General features: G+C 62.9%; 14 protein-coding genes. 3 read left to right on the plus strand and 11 right to left on the minus strand.

Features of this window, described 5'->3' with window-relative positions; genetic code table 11:
- Positions 1-70: 70 nt before the first annotated feature.
- Positions 71-589, minus strand: a complete 519-nt coding sequence (locus EG19_RS12545) for a PaaI family thioesterase (RefSeq protein ID WP_053334967.1) — start codon at positions 587-589, stop codon at positions 71-73.
- Between the two features lie 19 nt (positions 590-608).
- On the opposite strand from EG19_RS12545, the gene EG19_RS13650 reads away from it, so the two are divergent.
- The 3 genes from EG19_RS13650 to rocD all read left to right on the plus strand — a co-directional run bounded on the left by EG19_RS13650 (position 609) and on the right by rocD (position 5969).
- Complete coding sequence (locus tag EG19_RS13650; protein ID WP_161685431.1) at positions 609-1061, plus strand: hypothetical protein; 453 nt, start codon at positions 609-611, stop codon at positions 1059-1061.
- Positions 1062-1182: 121 nt separating this feature from the next.
- Positions 1183-4662 (plus strand): DNA polymerase III subunit alpha, encoded by a 3480-nt coding sequence (gene dnaE, locus EG19_RS05835; RefSeq protein WP_038048568.1) that lies wholly within the window; start codon positions 1183-1185, stop codon positions 4660-4662.
- An 83-nt stretch (positions 4663-4745) separates the two neighbouring features.
- Complete coding sequence (rocD, locus tag EG19_RS05840) at positions 4746-5969, plus strand: ornithine--oxo-acid transaminase (RefSeq protein ID WP_038048569.1); 1224 nt, start codon at positions 4746-4748, stop codon at positions 5967-5969.
- A 73-nt stretch (positions 5970-6042) separates the two neighbouring features.
- Here rocD and EG19_RS05845 read toward each other — a convergent pair whose 3' ends face one another.
- The 10 genes from EG19_RS05845 to EG19_RS05890 form a co-directional block, all read right to left on the minus strand.
- A complete protein-coding gene (locus EG19_RS05845) occupies positions 6043-8382 on the minus strand; it encodes an LptF/LptG family permease (protein ID WP_038048571.1) in 2340 nt (779 codons plus the stop codon).
- A gap of 294 nt (positions 8383-8676) precedes the next feature.
- Entirely contained in the window at positions 8677-9561 is an 885-nt protein-coding gene (locus tag EG19_RS12550; RefSeq protein ID WP_053334968.1) for a ParB/RepB/Spo0J family partition protein, read from the minus strand.
- Positions 9554-10306: a ParA family protein gene (locus tag EG19_RS05855; protein WP_038048572.1), complete on the minus strand. Its 753-nt coding sequence runs from the start codon at positions 10304-10306 to the stop codon at positions 9554-9556. Before EG19_RS05855 ends, EG19_RS12550 begins: the two co-directional genes overlap by 8 nt.
- Positions 10307-10441: 135 nt before the next feature.
- A complete protein-coding gene (locus EG19_RS05860; protein WP_038048574.1) occupies positions 10442-10933 on the minus strand; it encodes a bifunctional nuclease family protein in 492 nt (163 codons plus the stop codon).
- 49 nt (positions 10934-10982) lie between these two features.
- A complete protein-coding gene (miaB, locus tag EG19_RS05865; protein WP_053334969.1) occupies positions 10983-12368 on the minus strand; it encodes a tRNA (N6-isopentenyl adenosine(37)-C2)-methylthiotransferase MiaB in 1386 nt (461 codons plus the stop codon).
- Between the two features lie 108 nt (positions 12369-12476).
- Positions 12477-13028: a hypothetical protein gene (locus EG19_RS05870; RefSeq protein WP_152543945.1), complete on the minus strand. Its 552-nt coding sequence runs from the start codon at positions 13026-13028 to the stop codon at positions 12477-12479.
- On the minus strand, positions 13006-13371 hold the full coding sequence (locus tag EG19_RS05875; protein ID WP_038048576.1) for a cupin domain-containing protein: 366 nt from the start codon (positions 13369-13371) through the stop codon (positions 13006-13008). Before EG19_RS05875 ends, EG19_RS05870 begins: the two co-directional genes overlap by 23 nt.
- Positions 13368-15137, minus strand: coding sequence for a phosphoenolpyruvate--protein phosphotransferase (gene ptsP / locus EG19_RS05880; RefSeq protein WP_053334970.1), 1770 nt, complete (start codon positions 15135-15137; stop codon positions 13368-13370). The genes EG19_RS05875 and ptsP overlap by 4 nt, the downstream gene beginning before the upstream one ends.
- A complete protein-coding gene (locus tag EG19_RS05885; RefSeq protein ID WP_038048577.1) occupies positions 15134-15418 on the minus strand; it encodes an HPr family phosphocarrier protein in 285 nt (94 codons plus the stop codon). Before EG19_RS05885 ends, ptsP begins: the two co-directional genes overlap by 4 nt.
- Positions 15384-15827: a PTS sugar transporter subunit IIA gene (locus EG19_RS05890; protein ID WP_038048578.1), complete on the minus strand. Its 444-nt coding sequence runs from the start codon at positions 15825-15827 to the stop codon at positions 15384-15386. The genes EG19_RS05885 and EG19_RS05890 overlap by 35 nt, the downstream gene beginning before the upstream one ends.

A 15827-nucleotide genomic window follows, 5' to 3' on the forward strand; every position in this document is an offset into this window, starting at 1 on the left:
GAAAAGTGTAACCCGAAAGCGTGCCGGTGGCGACCCCTGGCCGTACCCGATTCGGCAAGCAGCGGGCCTGTTACTGACAAGCGTCCGGGCTCTGCTCGCCGAACGGTAAGCCGGTGAGCACGTCCAGATCCTGCGGCTGAAAGCGGAGGAAACGCCGGAGGTTCAAGGATTCCTCCCGGGGCATGGCTGCAAAGGTACCGGAAGCGGTGACCAAAAGGGCGTTTTCTGCAGAAACGAGCTCGCCTCTGGCGCGCAGGTAGGGACCCCGGGCTTCTTCCACCCAGGCCTTTACGGTCAGGGCCTGATCCGGTGGGACAGCGGCCTTGAGTTTGAGCTTCAGCTCGCCGGTGGTGCAGAAGCTTCTGGCGCGAAAGGCGCAGGCCCAGGCCATGGCCTCATCCAGCACCATAGCCACGACGCCGCCGTGCACCCGCCCGGCGTAGCCCAGCTGCCCGGCCTGAAAGCGCACGGAACCAAAAACAGTGCCGGTGGCCTCGTCAAGGGCAAAGCGCAAGCCCAAGGCTTTCGGATTGGTGTTGGGATCCCCGCACACGGGACACCAGGGCTGGTAGGGGAGAGAACGCATCATGGAGGCGTAGAATAGCGTTGTGATGGAAAAACTGCACCCCTTTCTGGTCCCGGGGTCCTGGCTTTTGCAGGGACAGTACTTCCCCGCGCAGGGGCCCACCCAAAACGTGTTGGGAACCACCGAGGTCAAGGCCCACGAGGAGTTCCCGGAAACCCTGCGGGTCGTGGGGGAGGTGCGGGATGCCGAAGACACCACCTCCCGGCCGGTGGCCACCGAATTCACCCTGGACCTGGTGGCCCCAGGGCTCATCCGCTTTCACATGAACTCCATCCCTTTGGGCACGGTGTTGCTGGGAACGGGAGCGTGGAACCGCGAGCTCCTGCAGTTTCACTACGGCTCACCCGAAAGGCGAATCTTAGGCGTGGAAAGCTACGCGGTTTCCGGTTCTGACGTCCTCCTCACCTCTGGAGTGATGTTTGCCGATGGGGTAGCGGTGACCTGGTGGCTGGCCCGGTTGGAGCGGGTGCGGTAGCGACGGGTGACCCCCAAGCTGCAGCAAGTTGACATAATCTTTTCGCACTTTAAGGCAAGCGCTTGCAAATATGAATTTTGATCTTGATTCCGCCATTTCCGCCCGGTACTAGAATGGCGCCATGCCGGAGCCGTTCGTTCACCTTCACCTTCACTCCCACTACTCGCTGCTGGACGCCACCATCCGCCTGGAGGAGCTGGTCAAGCAGGTGGGCCAGCTGGGGATGGAGGCGGTGGCCCTCACCGACCACGGGAACCTCTTCGGGGCTTTTGAGTTTGTGACCACCGCTCGCAAGCACGGCATTCACCCGGTGGTGGGATGTGAGCTCTACGTGGCCCCTAAAAGCCGCTTTGATCGGCAGGGAAACCCCTTCGGTCGCCACAAGCCCTACCACCACCTCACGGTGCTGGTGGAAAACGAAACCGGCTGGTACAACCTCATGCAGCTTTCCACGCTTTCCTATCTGGAAGGGTTTTACCACCGGCCACGGGTGGACAAGGAGCTTCTGGCCCAGTACTCCCAAGGCCTCATTGCCCTTTCCGGGTGCCTGGCGGGAGAAGTGCCGCAGGCGCTTTTGGCCGGTGATCGGGAGCGGGCCGAGCGGGTGGTGGCCGAGTTCCGGGAGATCTTCGGAGCGCAAAACTACTTCCTGGAAGTGCAGGACCACGGGCTTCCCGAGGAAGCGGTGGTGCGCGAAGCCATTCAGGAGCTAAGCCGTCGCACCGGCGTTCCGCTGGTGGTCACCAACGATTGCCACTTCCACCGGCGGGAAGACGTCGACGCCCATCGCGTGCTCATCGGCATTGGGCAAAACAAGACCCTCCAGCAGCTGGCTTCAGACTACGCCTACAACGACGAGTTTTACGTGAAATCCCCCCAGGAAATGGCCGAGCTTTTCCGGGATATCCCCGAAGCGGTCGCCCGTACCGCCGAAATCGCCAAGCGCTGCCGCTTTTCCTTTGCCGATCATAAGCTGCTGTTGCCGCGCTATCCCAAGCTGCCCGAGGAAACAAGCGCGGAGCAGTACCTCAACCAGCTGGCACGCTCAGGCCTGGCCAAGCGCCTGGCTCAACCGCAACCCCGCCGGCATTCGGATAAGGAGTACTGGCAGCGGCTGGAGTACGAGCTCAAGGTCATTCACGATGTGGGCTTCGAGGGGTACTTCCTCATCGTTTGGGACTTTGTGGATTTTGCCCGGACGGCCGGAATCCCGGTGGGGCCGGGTAGGGGAAGCGCCGCCGGCTCCCTGGTGTCCTACGCCTTGGAAATCACCGACATTGACCCGCTGCAGTACGACCTGCTTTTTGAGCGCTTCCTCAACCCCGACCGCATCAGCATGCCCGATATTGACATTGACTTTTGCAAGCGGCGACGAGAGGACGTCATTCAACACGTGCGGCAGCTTTACGGCGAGGAAAGCGTCTGCCAAATCGCCACCTTCAACGTCCTGCAAGCCCGCTCGGTGATCCGCGATGTGGGGCGGGTCATGGGCATGACCTTTGGGGAAACCGATCGCATTGCCCGTTTGGTCCCGGAAACCCTGGGCGTCACCCTGGAGCAGGCGCTGCACGACTCACCGGCGCTGGCGGAGCTGGCGGAACGCGACCCGCGGGTGGGGCAGCTCCTGGCCATTGGCCAGCGTTTGGAGGGCCTGGCGCGCCACTGCGGCATGCACGCCGCCGGGGTGGTCATTGCCCCCAAACCGGTACGTGAGATCGTGCCGCTTTACCGCACAAGCCGCGATGAAATCGTCACCCAGTTTGACAAGGACGTCATCGAAAAGCTGGGGCTTTTGAAGATGGACCTCCTGGGGCTCAAGACCCTCACCATCATGGACGATGCCCTGAAGAGCATCGAGCTTTCCGGGGAAAAGGTTCCGGATTTGCGCAACTTGAGCCTGGACGACCCCAGGGTCTTTGAGCTTTTTGCCAGCGGCGACACCGACGGCATCTTCCAGTTTGAATCCTCGGGCATGCGCCAGCTGCTGGTGACCACCAAACCCAACCGCTTTGAGGACCTGGCAGCCCTTAACGCCCTCTACCGCCCGGGACCCATGAGCTGGATCAACGACTACGCCAGCCGCAAGGCCGGCCGCACCCCCATCGTGTACATCTTCCCCGAGCTGGAGAAGATCCTGGCCGAAACCTACGGCGTCATCGTTTACCAGGAACAGGTCATGCGCATTGCCGTGGAGCTGGCGGGGTTCACCATGGCCGCCGCCGACACCCTGCGCAAGGCCATGGGCAAAAAGATCAAAGAGCTCATTGACCAGCAGGGCGAAGCCTTCGTGGCGGGAGCGGTGGCCAAGGGCTACGATCGGGCCAAGGTGCAGGCCCTTTGGGAGCAAATCGTGCCCTTTGCCCAGTACGGCTTCAACAAGTCCCACTCCGTGGCCTACGCTTTTGTGGCCTACCAAACCGCTTACCTCAAGGTTTACTACCCGCTGCACTTTTGGGCCGCCACCCTGTCCAGCGAGGTGGACGACACCGACCAATTGGCCTTTTACGTGAACTCCCTCAAGGCCAAGGGCATCCCGATCCTGCCTCCGGATGTGAACAGCTCCCGGGACACCTTTACGGTGGAGGGCAACGCCATCCGCGTGGGCCTGGCAGCGGTGAAGGGGCTGGGGGAGACGGCGGCCAAGGCCATCCTGGCGGCGCGACAACAACACGGCCGATTTACCTCGGTGGTGGGGTTTTTGCGGGCCCTTCCCGAGCGGGTGGCCAACAAGCGGGTACTAGAAAGCCTCATCCGCTCGGGAAGCCTGGACTCCCTTTACCCCCACCGGGGGGTGCTGCTGGACAAGCTGGACTGGCTTCTGGAGAGGGCCAACCACCAGCGCCAGTCGCTGGCCGCCGGGCAGGGCTTTCTCTTTGGCCTGGAAAGCGAAGAGGGGGACGGCTTGCCTGCCCCGGAAAGCGTGGCCCCCATGCCCTCTCAAGAGCTCCTGGCCGGGGAGCGGGAAACCTTAGGCTTTTACCTTTCCGGCCACCCCTTGGATCGCTACCAAAACGTGCTGCAGGTGCTGGGGATCATGCCCCTCTCGCAACTGGAAAAAGCGTGGGAAGAAGGGGAGCGGGAGGTGACGGTGGCGGGCCTTGTTTCGGGGATGGCTCAGCACAAGACCCGGGAAAAGAACGGCCAGGGGGGGCGCCCCATGGCTTCGTTCCTTTTGGAAGACCAAACCGCGGCTGTGCGCGCCGTGGCGTTCCCCGACGCCTTTGCCCGCCTTCAGAGCTTGCTGGAAAACGGCAAGGCCTTACGGGTGGTGGGCACCCTGGCCAAGAGCAGCCGGGACGACAAGGTGGAGCTGCGGGTGGAGGATGCCAGCCCCCTGGAGGGCATTGAGCTGCGCAAGGCCCGCGCCGTTCGTCTGACCATTCCCCTTTCTCGCTTTGAAAGCAAAGAGCGCCTGGAGGAGCTCATGGATGCGCTTTCCGAATGCGAGGGAAATCTGCCCGTGCGCCTGCGGTTGGTGGGTGAAAGCTTCCGGGCCGAGGTGTTGCCGGCGCGCGTGCTGGGGGTGGATCCCGAAAAGCTGCAAAAGAGGCTCCTTGCCCTCTTGGGTCCCGGCCACGTGGAGTACCTTTACAACGGCTAAAGGGAAAAAAGCAAAGCGACTTGCGCTTGCGTGCTACTTTCACTAACCTTTTGCGGCGGTATTTCGCCGCAAGGAGGAAACGCATGGCCAAGGTGGGAGAAGAAAAACTTTCAGCGCAGCAACTCATTGCTTTAGAGGAAAAGTACGGAGCCCACAACTACCACCCGTTGGACGTGGTGATTACCCGCGCTTCGGGGGTCTGGGTCTGGGACGTGGAGGGAAACCGCTACCTGGACTTTCTGGCCGCCTACTCGGCGGTCAACCAGGGGCACTGCCATCCCAAGATTGTGGAGGCCCTCAAGGCCCAGGCGGAGCGCGTGACCTTGACCTCCCGGGCCTTCCGCAACGACCAGCTGGGACCCCTCTGTCAGCAGCTCTCCGAGCTCACCGGATTTGCCAAGTTCCTGCCCATGAACAGCGGTGCGGAAGCGGTGGAAACCGCCATCAAGGCGGCCCGCAAGTGGGGGTACACGGTCAAGGGCGTGCCCCGGGACCAGGCCGAAATCATCGCCTTTGAGGGCAACTTCCACGGCCGCACCACCACCATTGTGGGCTTTTCCACCGAGGAGCAGTACCGCGAGGGTTTCGGACCCTTCACCCCGGGTTTTCGGGTGGTGCCTTACGGTGACCTGGAGGCCGTGGCCTCAGCCATCAACCAGAACACCGTAGCGGTGCTGGTGGAGCCCATCCAGGGGGAAGGCGGCATTATCGTGCCGCCGGCGGGCTACCTGAAAGGCCTGCGAGAGCTCACGCAAAAGCATGGGGTGCTGCTGGTGGTGGACGAAATTCAATCGGGCCTGGGGCGCACCGGCAAGCTCTTCGCTTACGAGCACGAGGGCATTCGCCCGGATATCGTGATCATCGGCAAGGCGTTGGGGGGCGGCTGTGTGCCCATTTCCGGCATCTTGGCCGACGACGAGGTGATGGGTGTGTTTCGCCCCGGGGACCATGGATCCACCTTTGGCGGCAACCCCCTGGCCTGCGCGGTGGCGCGGGTGGCCCTAAAGGTGCTGGTGGAAGAGGGGATGATTGAAAACTCGGCACGCCTGGGCGACTACTTCCTGGAGAGGCTGCGGGCCATTGCCTCACCCCACGTGAAGGAAGTGCGGGGGAAGGGCCTGTGGATTGGTGTGGAGCTGGTCCCGGAAGCGGGGGGTGCCCGCCGCTTCTGCGAGTCCCTGCAAAAGGAAGGGCTTTTGTGCAAGGAAACCCACGTGAACACCATCCGCTTTGCCCCACCGCTGGTGATTACCAGGGACGAGCTGGATTGGGCGCTGGAGCGGATTGCCAAGGTGCTGACAAGCTAGGCGGCAGTAAAGCTCTGTTTGCCACAGGGGGCGACCATCCGGTCGCCCCTTCCTTTTGTCGGCATGCCGACATCTAGGTGCGCAGGGAGGTCTGTCGGTTGAGGGCCAAAAGGGCAAAGGTAATGGTTGGTGTCCAGGCGGCCAGCACCGGCGGCAGCAGCGAAACCTCCCCGAGCTTGCTGGCCAGGGCCGTGAGCGAAAAGTACGCCATGGCCAGCACCAAAGCCGTGGCAATACCCATCACCGTACCCTTGCGGCCCAGGCGGAAAGCGTAGGGGAGTGCCAGCCAGGGGAGCAGCACCAGGCTCAAGGGGTAGGCAAGCTTCTGGTGGAGCTGCACCAGCAAGCGGTCCACCTTGTAGCCGGCGGTTTGCAAACGGCGAATGTAGCTTTCCAGCTCGCGGAAGCTCATTTCCGAAGGCTTGCGGAACTCCCGACTGAAGTACTCGGGGCTCACGGTGATGGGGAGGGCCACACGTCCGCTGCGGGGGGAGAAGTCTTCGCCGCCGTCGGGAAGGAACACGCGGCTCCACACGTTTTCGCCCCACCAGGTGCCGTCCTGATAGGTGGCCTTTTGCGCAAACCAGCGGGCCCGCAGCGCCAGCGCATCGTCGAAAACGTACACCGAAGGGCGAACCAGCGTTTTCTTTTCGGCATCAAACAGCAGGAAGTTCACCACCGTTCGGCCGTCGGGCAAAAACAGGAAGGAATGATCGGTGAATCGGTAGCTCCTGGGTCCGTGCCGGCCCTTTATGACATCCTCCAGCTTCTCGCTGGTGCGGTTCGCCTTTTGCACTACCGTTTCGTCCAGGACGAAGAGCGTGACGCTCAAGGCCAGGCCAACGCCCAAAAGCGGCAGCGCCACCCGGGCTAAAGAAATCCCCGCAGCCTTCAGGGCCACGGTTTCGTTGTTCTTTTCCAAAACCGCGGCGGTGCCTAAGAAAGCAATGAGGAACGCCAGGGGCAGGGTGTCGTGGAGGATTTGCGGGAGGAGGTGCAGGTAGAAGCTTGCCACCACCACTAGAGGCACCTGGTTTTTTTGAATTTCCTCCACCTGTTCCGAAAAATTGACGGCAATGTAAAGCCCGCAAACCGCCACTAAGACCAATAAGAAGAAGGTCATCGTTTGCCGCAGGACCCAGCGGTCAATGCAACCCAAAAGCAGGGGTGGCGCACAGCGCTGGGCGGCCCAGGCTCGCCCGTTGGCAGCGGCGGCGTTGCGGCGTGCCCGAAAGAGGCGCCAAACCCCCGCAAGGCGCTGCCACAAGGCCACCAGCTGGGAAGGGCCGGGGTTCCGCACGCTGGGGGATTTGCTTACCACCTGCAGGAAAGCAAACGCCAAAGCCACCACCAGCAGGTTGGGCAGCCAAATCCCCAGCATCACCGGCAGCTTGCCGCTGCGGGCCAGAAGCTCGCCGTTGTTGAACAACACGTAGTAACCCACCACCACCAGCACCGAAACGGTAAGCCCGTAGCCTTTGCCGCCGCGCCGGTTGCGCAACCCCAGGGGGAAACCCAAAAGCGAAAAGGCTACGGTGGCCGCCGGAAGCGCCACCCGCTTGTGCAGCTCCACCCAGGACTCCCGCCGCTCGGATTCCGATTCCTGAGGGCTGTGGGCGCGGCTCCAGAGCTCGGCCGTGGAGGATTCCCGGGGGCCGTAGCGGATGGTGACAGAAGCGGAAGGGGGAGCCTGCAGCAAAATGCGCATCTCGCTGTTGCGGCTCCTCTGGTATCGGTCGGGCCGCTCCGGTCGAAGGGTGTGAACGGTGGCTTCCCGCAGGGAAAGCCAGAGCTCACCGGTGCTGCTGTCCTCAACCAGAAAGCCGTGCTGGGCGGTAATCAGCGTTTCCTGGGCCGCATCGGTCAGGTCGAAAACCAGGACCCCTTCCCAGAGGCCGGTGGCGGGATGCATGCGATCCACGTACACCAGCTGACCGGTAAACGCCGAGTTGAAAACCCGGGGCTCCAGGGCGGCGCGGGCGGCGGCGAAGTACATGCGCCGGGTGGTTTCCTGAAAGCGGCGGTTGGCCTCCGGCAAAACCCACAGGGCCAGCGCTACATCCAGCGCAAAAATCAGAACCCCAAAGCCAAAAAGCGGTCGCATGAGCCAGGAGGCCCGCACACCGCACGCCTGCAGGGCAATCACCTCGGAATCCGCCGACCAGCGGGAAACCGTAAGCACTGCGGAAAACAACAAGGCCATGGGCAGCGTGAGCACCACCACGTGCGGCAGGGAGTACGCCAACAGCCGCAAGACGTCAGCGGTGGATGCATCGCGGGAAACCAGCAGCTCGGCAAAGGTGAAAAGAAACCTGATCACCAGCAAAAAGGTGGTCACCGAGGCCGCCAGGAAAAACGGCCCCAGCGCCTCGCGAACCACCGCCCGACCCACAATCCAGGGAAACCGCCTCATACAGCCACGAAGTGTAGCGCACGGCGGCGAGGCCTGGCTGCGAACCTGATTCCACAGGGTTTTCCACAGGGCCGGGGTTTTCCACAAACCCAAGCGCGCCAGCGAAGGTCCGATAAGATATATTATGTTAAATACAGAATGCCGAAACCGCATGAACGGCACGCCAAGGGCGCTCAACCCGTCTCGGTCCTCTCCTCCGAAACGGCAATTGTGAGCGATTCTGGGTGTGGTCGTGTTCCTCACAGGCTGTTGGTTTCCTGGCTTTGCTTTGCGTTGTTTCTTTGGCGCTGGCGTTTATCCGTTCCCCAGGCGCTGGTCGAACTCGCCGGAGCGCAGCTTGCTGATGAGGTCTTCCAAGGCTTGAAGGATTTCTTCCTTGCTTACCCCCGGCCGTGCGACGGTAAGGGACACCCGCACTGGCGCCGTGGGGCTGGGACGGTAACGGAGTTGAATTGGGCGGAAACGCGGGGGTGCAGGCGTAGGTCCCGTACTTTCAGGCTGCTTGGCATCCGTGGCCTGCAAAGCACGGAGAGCCTCGCGATCGGCGCCTTCCTCCAGCACCGCCTGCACCAGGCGCTCCATTTCATCAATGCTCTTGGCCCGGGCAATGATGAGCAGCTTGCTCTTGGCGGTAATGTCGGCATGCCGACAGAGGTCACGGATGGCGGGAGGGATGTTCAAGAGCGAAAGCGTCTCGGTAATGGAAGTCCGCGACTTCCCCACCGCCTGCGCCACCTGTTCGTGGGTGTAACCGTACTTTTCCACCAGCGTGCGGTAGCCCTCGGCTTCCTCGAAGGGGTTGAGGTCCCGGCGCTGGAGGTTCTCCACCAGGGCTACCTCCAGGGCCTCCTGGTCGCTCAGCGACATCTCCACGCAGGGCACTTCCGTAAGACCCGCCGCCACCGCCGCATGGAACCGCCGCTCCCCCGCCACCAGCTGGTAGCGGCCGGAGGCCACCTTGCGCACCAGGAGCGGCTCCAGAACGCCCCGCTGGCGGATGGATTCGGTGAGCTCGCTTAAGTCCCCAAGGTTGGTCCGCGGCTGCTCGCGGTTGGTTTCGATTTGCGAAACCGGGAGCATGACGCCTACCCCCACCACCGACTTGGAGGCCAGCTCCTCCACGAAGTGGCGGTCGTGACGCATCTTGCGAAAATCGGGAAGACCGCGGCGGCTAGACACGGGCCATAACCTCCTCACAAAGCGCGTAGTACTCGGTAGCCCCGCTGGACTCAGGGGCGTGCTCAAAGATGGAAGCCCGATAGGCCGGGCTTTCTTCCAGGCGCACCGAACGGGAAATGACCGTTCTGAACAGCTTGTCGCCAAACACCTTGGCGATTTGCTCGTGGATGTCCCGGGCCAGCACCGTGCGCTTGTCGTAGAGCGTGATGACCGCGCCGAGGATTTGCAGGTCCGGGTTGGCCCGGGCCTTGATCTTGTCCACGGTTTCCAAAAGGTCGTCGGTGCCTTCCAGCGCAAAGTAGGAGGACTGGATGGGGATCAAAAGGTGGGTAGCCGCCACCATGGCGTTTACGGTTAAAAGCCCGAGGGTGGGCGGGGTGTCCACGATCACCGCTTCAAAACGGTCAGCCACCGGGCTAAGGCGGTCCTTCAGGCGAAAGTGGGCGTCCAACTCCCCCACCAGCGCCGCCTCCAGCTTGGCCAAGCTGATTTTCGCCGGCGCCAGCTGGAGCTTTTCCAGGTGGGTGGGGACCAGAATTTCCTCCAGCGGCGTTTGCCCCACCATCACGTCGTACATACTGGCGGCGAGCTCGTGGTTGTCCACAAAGGACATGGTGGCGTTAGCCTGGGGATCCAAATCCACCAGCAGCGTCGCCAGCCCTTTTAGTGCGAAAGCAGCGGCGAGGTTAATGGCGGTGGTGGTTTTGCCAACTCCTCCTTTTTGATTGGCAATCGTGATGATCATGGCGCGATCGCATCCCCTTCCGTTCAGAGGCTTTCCGGTCCAACCTGAGTTCGCACTGCCCACGAACCCAGCGTGGGGATAGGTTACCACGTTGCGGGGTTTCCGGGGTGCAGCGAGCTCCCGGAGGGTTGCCGGTTACATCTTGTATTTGCCGATGTCTTCGGGGGTTAAGGAGTCCAGCCACTCCTTGAGCTTTTCTTCTTCGCTACCTTCATCCCGAACTTCCAGGGCGTGAGCCTGCTGGAACACCGCCTCGGCCACCTTGATGGGGGCGCGGGCGCGCAAAGCCAGGGCAATGGCATCAGAGGGACGGGCGTCCACCTCCACCCGACGACCTTCGGCGGTGCGGAGCGCCACCGTGGCGTGGAAGGTGTTTTCCACCAGGGAGTGCACCAAAACGCCCTCCACCACTGCGCCCAGGGCTTCGATCACCGAGCGCATGAGGTCATGGGTCATGGGGCGAGGCGTTTGCACCCCTTCCAGCTCCATGGCAATGGCGTTGGCCTCAAAAACCCCAATCCAGATGGGCAAAAGCACGTTCTCGTCTGCTTTCTTGAGGATCACAATGGGGGTGTTGGAGACCGGATCCAAAATCAGGCCTTTGATTTCCACAAGGTGCTGCTCCATGTCGCCTCCCTCCCCTCACCTTCCAAGATCAACCCGAGGTGATCCCCTGTCAAGGGCGAACGGGGGCGTTGGCGGCAACCGGCAAAAGCGGGTTGGCTGCCGCCTCCTTCTCGCGGGCACCAGTAGCCACTCGCTCTCCCAAGAGGGCGTGGGCGGTGGCGCCGGTAATGCGGATTTCCACCAGCTGGCCGGCGGCAATGCCCTCCCAACCCGGGAAGTTCACCACCCGATGGTCCTCGCCCCTCCCCTGCCACAGACCCTCCCCGCGCTTGGCCGGGCCATCCACCAAAACCTCCACCACCTTGCCGATGAGGGCCTGGTTCAAGCTGAGGGCAATGGCCGCTTGCGCGGCAAACAGGCGCTCCAGCCTTTCCCCGGCCACCGCTCGCGGCACCCTGTCGGGGTACTTGGCGGCCGGGGTTTTGGGTCGGGGTGAGAAGATGAACCCGTAGAGCTGGCTAAATCTAATCTTTTCAACAAGATCCAACGTCTGTTCGAAGTCTTCCTCGCTTTCGCCAGGGAAACCCACGATGACGTCGGTGGAAAGGGCTACCTCCGGCCGCACCTCGCGGACCTTGGCCACCAGCTCCAGGTACTCCTCGCGGGTGTAGCGGCGGCGCATGGCCTTGAGGATGCGGTTGGAGCCCGCCTGGAACGGCAGGTGCAAGTAGGTGCCCAACTGCGGGAGGGAACCCAGGGTGCGGATGAGCTTGTCGTCAAAGAACCGGGGGTGGGAGGTAATGAACTGCACCCGCCAGAGGCCTTCCACCTCACAAACCGCGGTCAGAAGGTCCGCAAAATCGGCACCGGTTTGGGGACAGCGGTAGGCGTTGATGGTTTGCCCGAGGAGCGTAACCTCCAGCGTACCCCGGGCCACCAGAGCCTTAACCTCGCTCACGATTTCGGCAAGCGGTCGGCTGATCTCCTGACCACGGGTATACGGGACGATGCAAAAGGTGCAGTGCTGGTTGCAACCGTGGATGGCGGTGACGTACTGCCGGGCCGAATGGGAGCGGGCGATGAGGTGGGTGTCCAGATCCCGGCTTTCCTCAAAACCGGTAAGCGAAAGCCTCCTCCCCTTGTGCACCGCCTGCAAGGCCATGGGCAGCTGGGCAATGCGGCCGGGGCCCAAAACGAAGTCCAGGACCTGGCTTTTAGCCAGGGCCCGGGCACCCTCCTGTTCGGCCACGCAACCGCAAAGGCCGATGACCTCGGGTTTTCCCACCGTTTGTTTGAGGAAGCGCAGCTCCCCCAGGCGGGAAAGCACCTTTTGCACGGCCTTTTCGCGCACCGCACAGGTGTTTAAGAGCACCACGTCCGCTTCTTGAGGGTCCGCCACCGGAGCCAGGCCAAAAGCTTGCAACATCCCCGCCAGATACTCGGAGTCGAGCACGTTCATCTGACAACCCCAGGTTTCAATCCAGTACGTCTTCATGCTCCTCCCGTTACCTTTCGCCACCGTGGTGCGCGCCAGTAGGGGCGGACGACCGCTGGCCCCTACCATTTTGCAACCAAGTCTTGCTTTGTGCAAACCCTTGCGGAGCTAAGGCTGCGGCGAGCCCTGCCCTCTATCAACCCACGATGGAAAGATCGGCTCGGGCACGGGGAGGTCCGAGAACCACTCGCGCTTGCCACCCGCCGCCAGCGCTTGCTTGATCACCTGCTCGGGAGCCCCGCGCATGATTTCCAGTTCGGTTTCCGCCCGGCGGATGCTGCGCTGCAGCACAGCGCTGGCCGCACTGCCGGGAGAGTACGCTTGCGCTCGCGCCTGTTGCAGGAAAAGCTCCAGGCCCAGGACCCGCGCCCTGGCCTCCTGGTACCGCTTTTGCCATGCCTCAATTGTCGAAAGGGACGAGGCCCCCTCTTTTGCCGATGGGCCTTTGGTGAGCGTGGCTTCGCTACCGAGCCGCTTTACCGCTTCGTTGTCCAGCTTGCGGGTGCCCGGGGGCAGCTTGAGCTTGATGCCGCGGGCAAGGTCAGAAAGACCCACAGGAGGCGGCGTTGGGGTGGCTTCTTGAGCCCACCCTACGCCGGCAACCAGCACAACCAACAAGGCCTGGGCCACCCCGCGCCTAAGGTTTGTTTGTGCCCTCACGGCCATAACGATCCTCCAGGCGCACCACGTCGTCAAGGTGCGGGGTGGAAACCTCCAAAATGGTGAGGTCGCTCACCGCCACCACCCGATGCACGGTTCGCGGCTCCAGGTGAAAGACCGAGCCGGGAGCAATGGCCACCACCTGCATGGGGCCGGTCAAGGGGAGCGTACCCAGGTGGAGCTCCCCTTCCCCGGCCAAAACCCGCATGGTTTCGATTTTCCGCTCGTGGTACTGCAGGGAGAGGGCATGGCCTGCCTTCACGGTGAGGATCTTGCCCACGTAGTACGGGGTTTCCGCAAAGATTTCTTCCTGACCCCACGGTTTTTCCACGAATCGCGTCATATCCGTACCCTCAGTTGCAGCTTGGCCAAAAGACCCGCCACGATTTCCCACAGAAACTCCTCCACCTCCTTGGCGCTGGCCATGCTCAGGGCGCGGCGGGCAATGCGCTTGGCATCGGCAAAGGAAATAGCGCGGATGAGGCTCCGCACCACAGGAAGGGCCGGGGGGTGCATGGAAAACTCGGTAAGCCCTAATCCCAGGAGCACCGGAACCGCAATGGGGTCGGCGGCCAGCTCGCCGCAGAGGGACACGGGGATACCGGCGCGTCGGCCCGCGGTAATGACCCTCTCAATGAGGCGCAATACCGCCGGGTGCAGCGGCCGGTAGGTGCGGGCCAGCTCCCGGTTGGCCCGGTCCACCGCCAAGGTGTACTGCGTGAGGTCGTTGGTACCAATGGAGAGAAACGCCAGCTCCCGGGCAAAGTGCTCGGCCAAGAGCGCTGCCGCCGGGACCTCCACCATGGCGCCCAGGGCCAGCTCGGGAGGCGTTGCCTTCCCTTCCTCTTCGAGCTCGTGCCGCAGGCGCTCCAGCATTACCTTGACGGTGCGCACCTCTTCCAGGTGGCCCACCATCGGCACCATTACCCGCACCTGGCCGGGAAACTCCCCGGCCACCCGCAATAAGGCGCGCAGCTGGGTGCGGAAGAAGTCGGGCCTAGCCAAGGAGAGGCGCACGCCCCGCAGGCCCAGGGCGGGGTTGGCCTCCAATTGCCCCAGGACCTCCCGGGCAAGCTTCTTGCCACCCAGGTCGTAGGTGCGGATGGTCACCACCTGGCCGGGGAAGCCCTCCACCAGCTTTCGGTACACCTGGTATTGCGCCTCCTCGTCGGGCAACAGCGGGGCGGTTTGCATGAACAAAAACTCCGAGCGGAAGAGGCCCACGCCTTCGGCGCCGGCGCGGTGGGCGTCCTCGATTTCGTGGAGGAGGTCCACGTTGGCCAAAAGCCGCACCCGGTGACCATCGGTGGTTTCGGCGGGCAGCCCCGCCTGCTGCAGCAGGTTTTGCTGCCGGCGCCGGTGTTCCTGGGCCCGCCAGCGGTAAACCTCAACCAAAGCAGGCTCGGGGTTAATGAGCACGTGGCCCTCAAAGCCGTCCACGATCACAAAGTTGCCGTGACGGGTAGCTTCCACCAGCCCTTCCACACCCACCACCGCCGGAATCCCCAGGGACTTGGCGATGATCGTGGTGTGGGAGGTGAGCCCTCCGGCTTCCGAGGCAAAGCCAATGACGCTTCCGGCGGCAAGCTGAATCGCCTGGGAAGGCGGGATGTCATCGGCCACCAGGATGCGGGGCTGCCCGTTGACGAGCCGGGGCTGCGGCTTTCCCTGCAGTTCCCGCTGCCAGTGGGCGGCCACGTCCAAAAGGTCCACCTGCCGCTCCCGCAGGTACACGTCCGCCAGCTGCTCAAAGCGCTGGAGGAGGCCCCGCACCACTTCCTCCAGGGCCCACTCGGCACAGACCCGCTCCCGGCGGATGACCTCCTCCACCTCCGCGGCCAGGGTGGGATCGGAAAGCAGGAGCCTGTGGGCTTCCAGGATGGCGGCAAATTCGGGGCCCATGCGCGCGCCGGCGGCTTCCTTGAGCTCGGCCAAGCGGGCCGCCACCCGCGAGGCGGCTTCGTGCAGCCGGGCGATTTCCTCCTCCACCCGCTCTTCGGGAATGGCCACGCGGATGACCGGCAGTGGCTGGTTTTCTACCAAAAGCGGCTCGCCCATGGCGATACCCGGGGAGGCAGGCAAGCCGGAAAGGGTGCGAGAAGCCGTCAACTGGGCTCTCCAAAGCGATCGGCCACCAGCTGGACCAGCGCTTGCAAAGCCTCTTCAGCGTCCACACCCTCGGCGGAAATGGTAAGCTTGGAGCCACAGGGAGCCGCAAGCAGCAAAAGGCCGAGGATGGACTTCCCGTTCACTTCCTCGTCGTTGTGGCGCACCCGAATTTCCGCCTGGAAACGGGACGCCTCTTGCACAAACTTGGAAGCCGCGCGGGCATGAAGGCCCAGCCGGTTTACCAGCTCAACTGTTCTTTGATGCTTCGCTGCCCTTTCCACCTTTGTGCTCCAGCACCTCGCTTACCACGTAAATGCTCTTTTGCCCCTTTTCCGCCACGGCCCGGGCCAGGGCTTTAAGCGTCCAGTTTTGCTCCCGGCGCAGGGAAGCAAGCTTCACCAGCATGGGAAGGTTGACCCCGGTGACCAGCTCCGAGCGGGCAGGGTCCAGGAAAGCCAGCGAGAGGTTGGTGGGCGTGCCGCCAAACATATCGGTGAGCACGATGACGCCCTCGCCCGAATCCAGCTCCTTGAGGGCTGAGGCAATATCGGCCTTGGCCTTGGCCGGCTCGACGTTCCACTCCAAGGAAAGAGCCTTGGCCTGCTGCGCCAACGTGGAGTCAATCTTCCTTCCGGCCGAAAGGAGCTCCTCCGCCAAGCTACCGTGCGAAATGATGAGGATTCCCACCAT

Origin of the sequence: Thermoanaerobaculum aquaticum (assembly GCF_000687145.1) — a bacterium.
Taxonomy (GTDB): Bacteria; Acidobacteriota; Thermoanaerobaculia; order Thermoanaerobaculales; family Thermoanaerobaculaceae; genus Thermoanaerobaculum; species Thermoanaerobaculum aquaticum.

What these genes read in the sequence shown, in the direction of transcription:
- EG19_RS12545 (WP_053334967.1), bottom strand. Translation starts at nt 589, where the DNA reads ATGATGCGTTCTCTCCCCTACCAGCCCTGGTGTCCCGTGTGCGGGGAT.
- dnaE (WP_038048568.1), top strand. Translation starts at nt 1,183, where the DNA reads ATGCCGGAGCCGTTCGTTCACCTTCACCTTCACTCCCACTACTCGCTG.
- rocD (WP_038048569.1), top strand. Translation starts at nt 4,746, where the DNA reads ATGGCCAAGGTGGGAGAAGAAAAACTTTCAGCGCAGCAACTCATTGCT.
- EG19_RS05845 (WP_038048571.1), bottom strand. Translation starts at nt 8,382, where the DNA reads ATGAGGCGGTTTCCCTGGATTGTGGGTCGGGCGGTGGTTCGCGAGGCG.
- EG19_RS05855 (WP_038048572.1), bottom strand. Translation starts at nt 10,306, where the DNA reads ATGATCATCACGATTGCCAATCAAAAAGGAGGAGTTGGCAAAACCACC.
- EG19_RS05860 (WP_038048574.1), bottom strand. Translation starts at nt 10,933, where the DNA reads ATGGAGCAGCACCTTGTGGAAATCAAAGGCCTGATTTTGGATCCGGTC.
- miaB (WP_053334969.1), bottom strand. Translation starts at nt 12,368, where the DNA reads ATGAAGACGTACTGGATTGAAACCTGGGGTTGTCAGATGAACGTGCTC.
- EG19_RS05875 (WP_038048576.1), bottom strand. Translation starts at nt 13,371, where the DNA reads ATGACGCGATTCGTGGAAAAACCGTGGGGTCAGGAAGAAATCTTTGCG.
- EG19_RS05890 (WP_038048578.1), bottom strand. Translation starts at nt 15,827, where the DNA reads ATGGTGGGAATCCTCATCATTTCGCACGGTAGCTTGGCGGAGGAGCTC.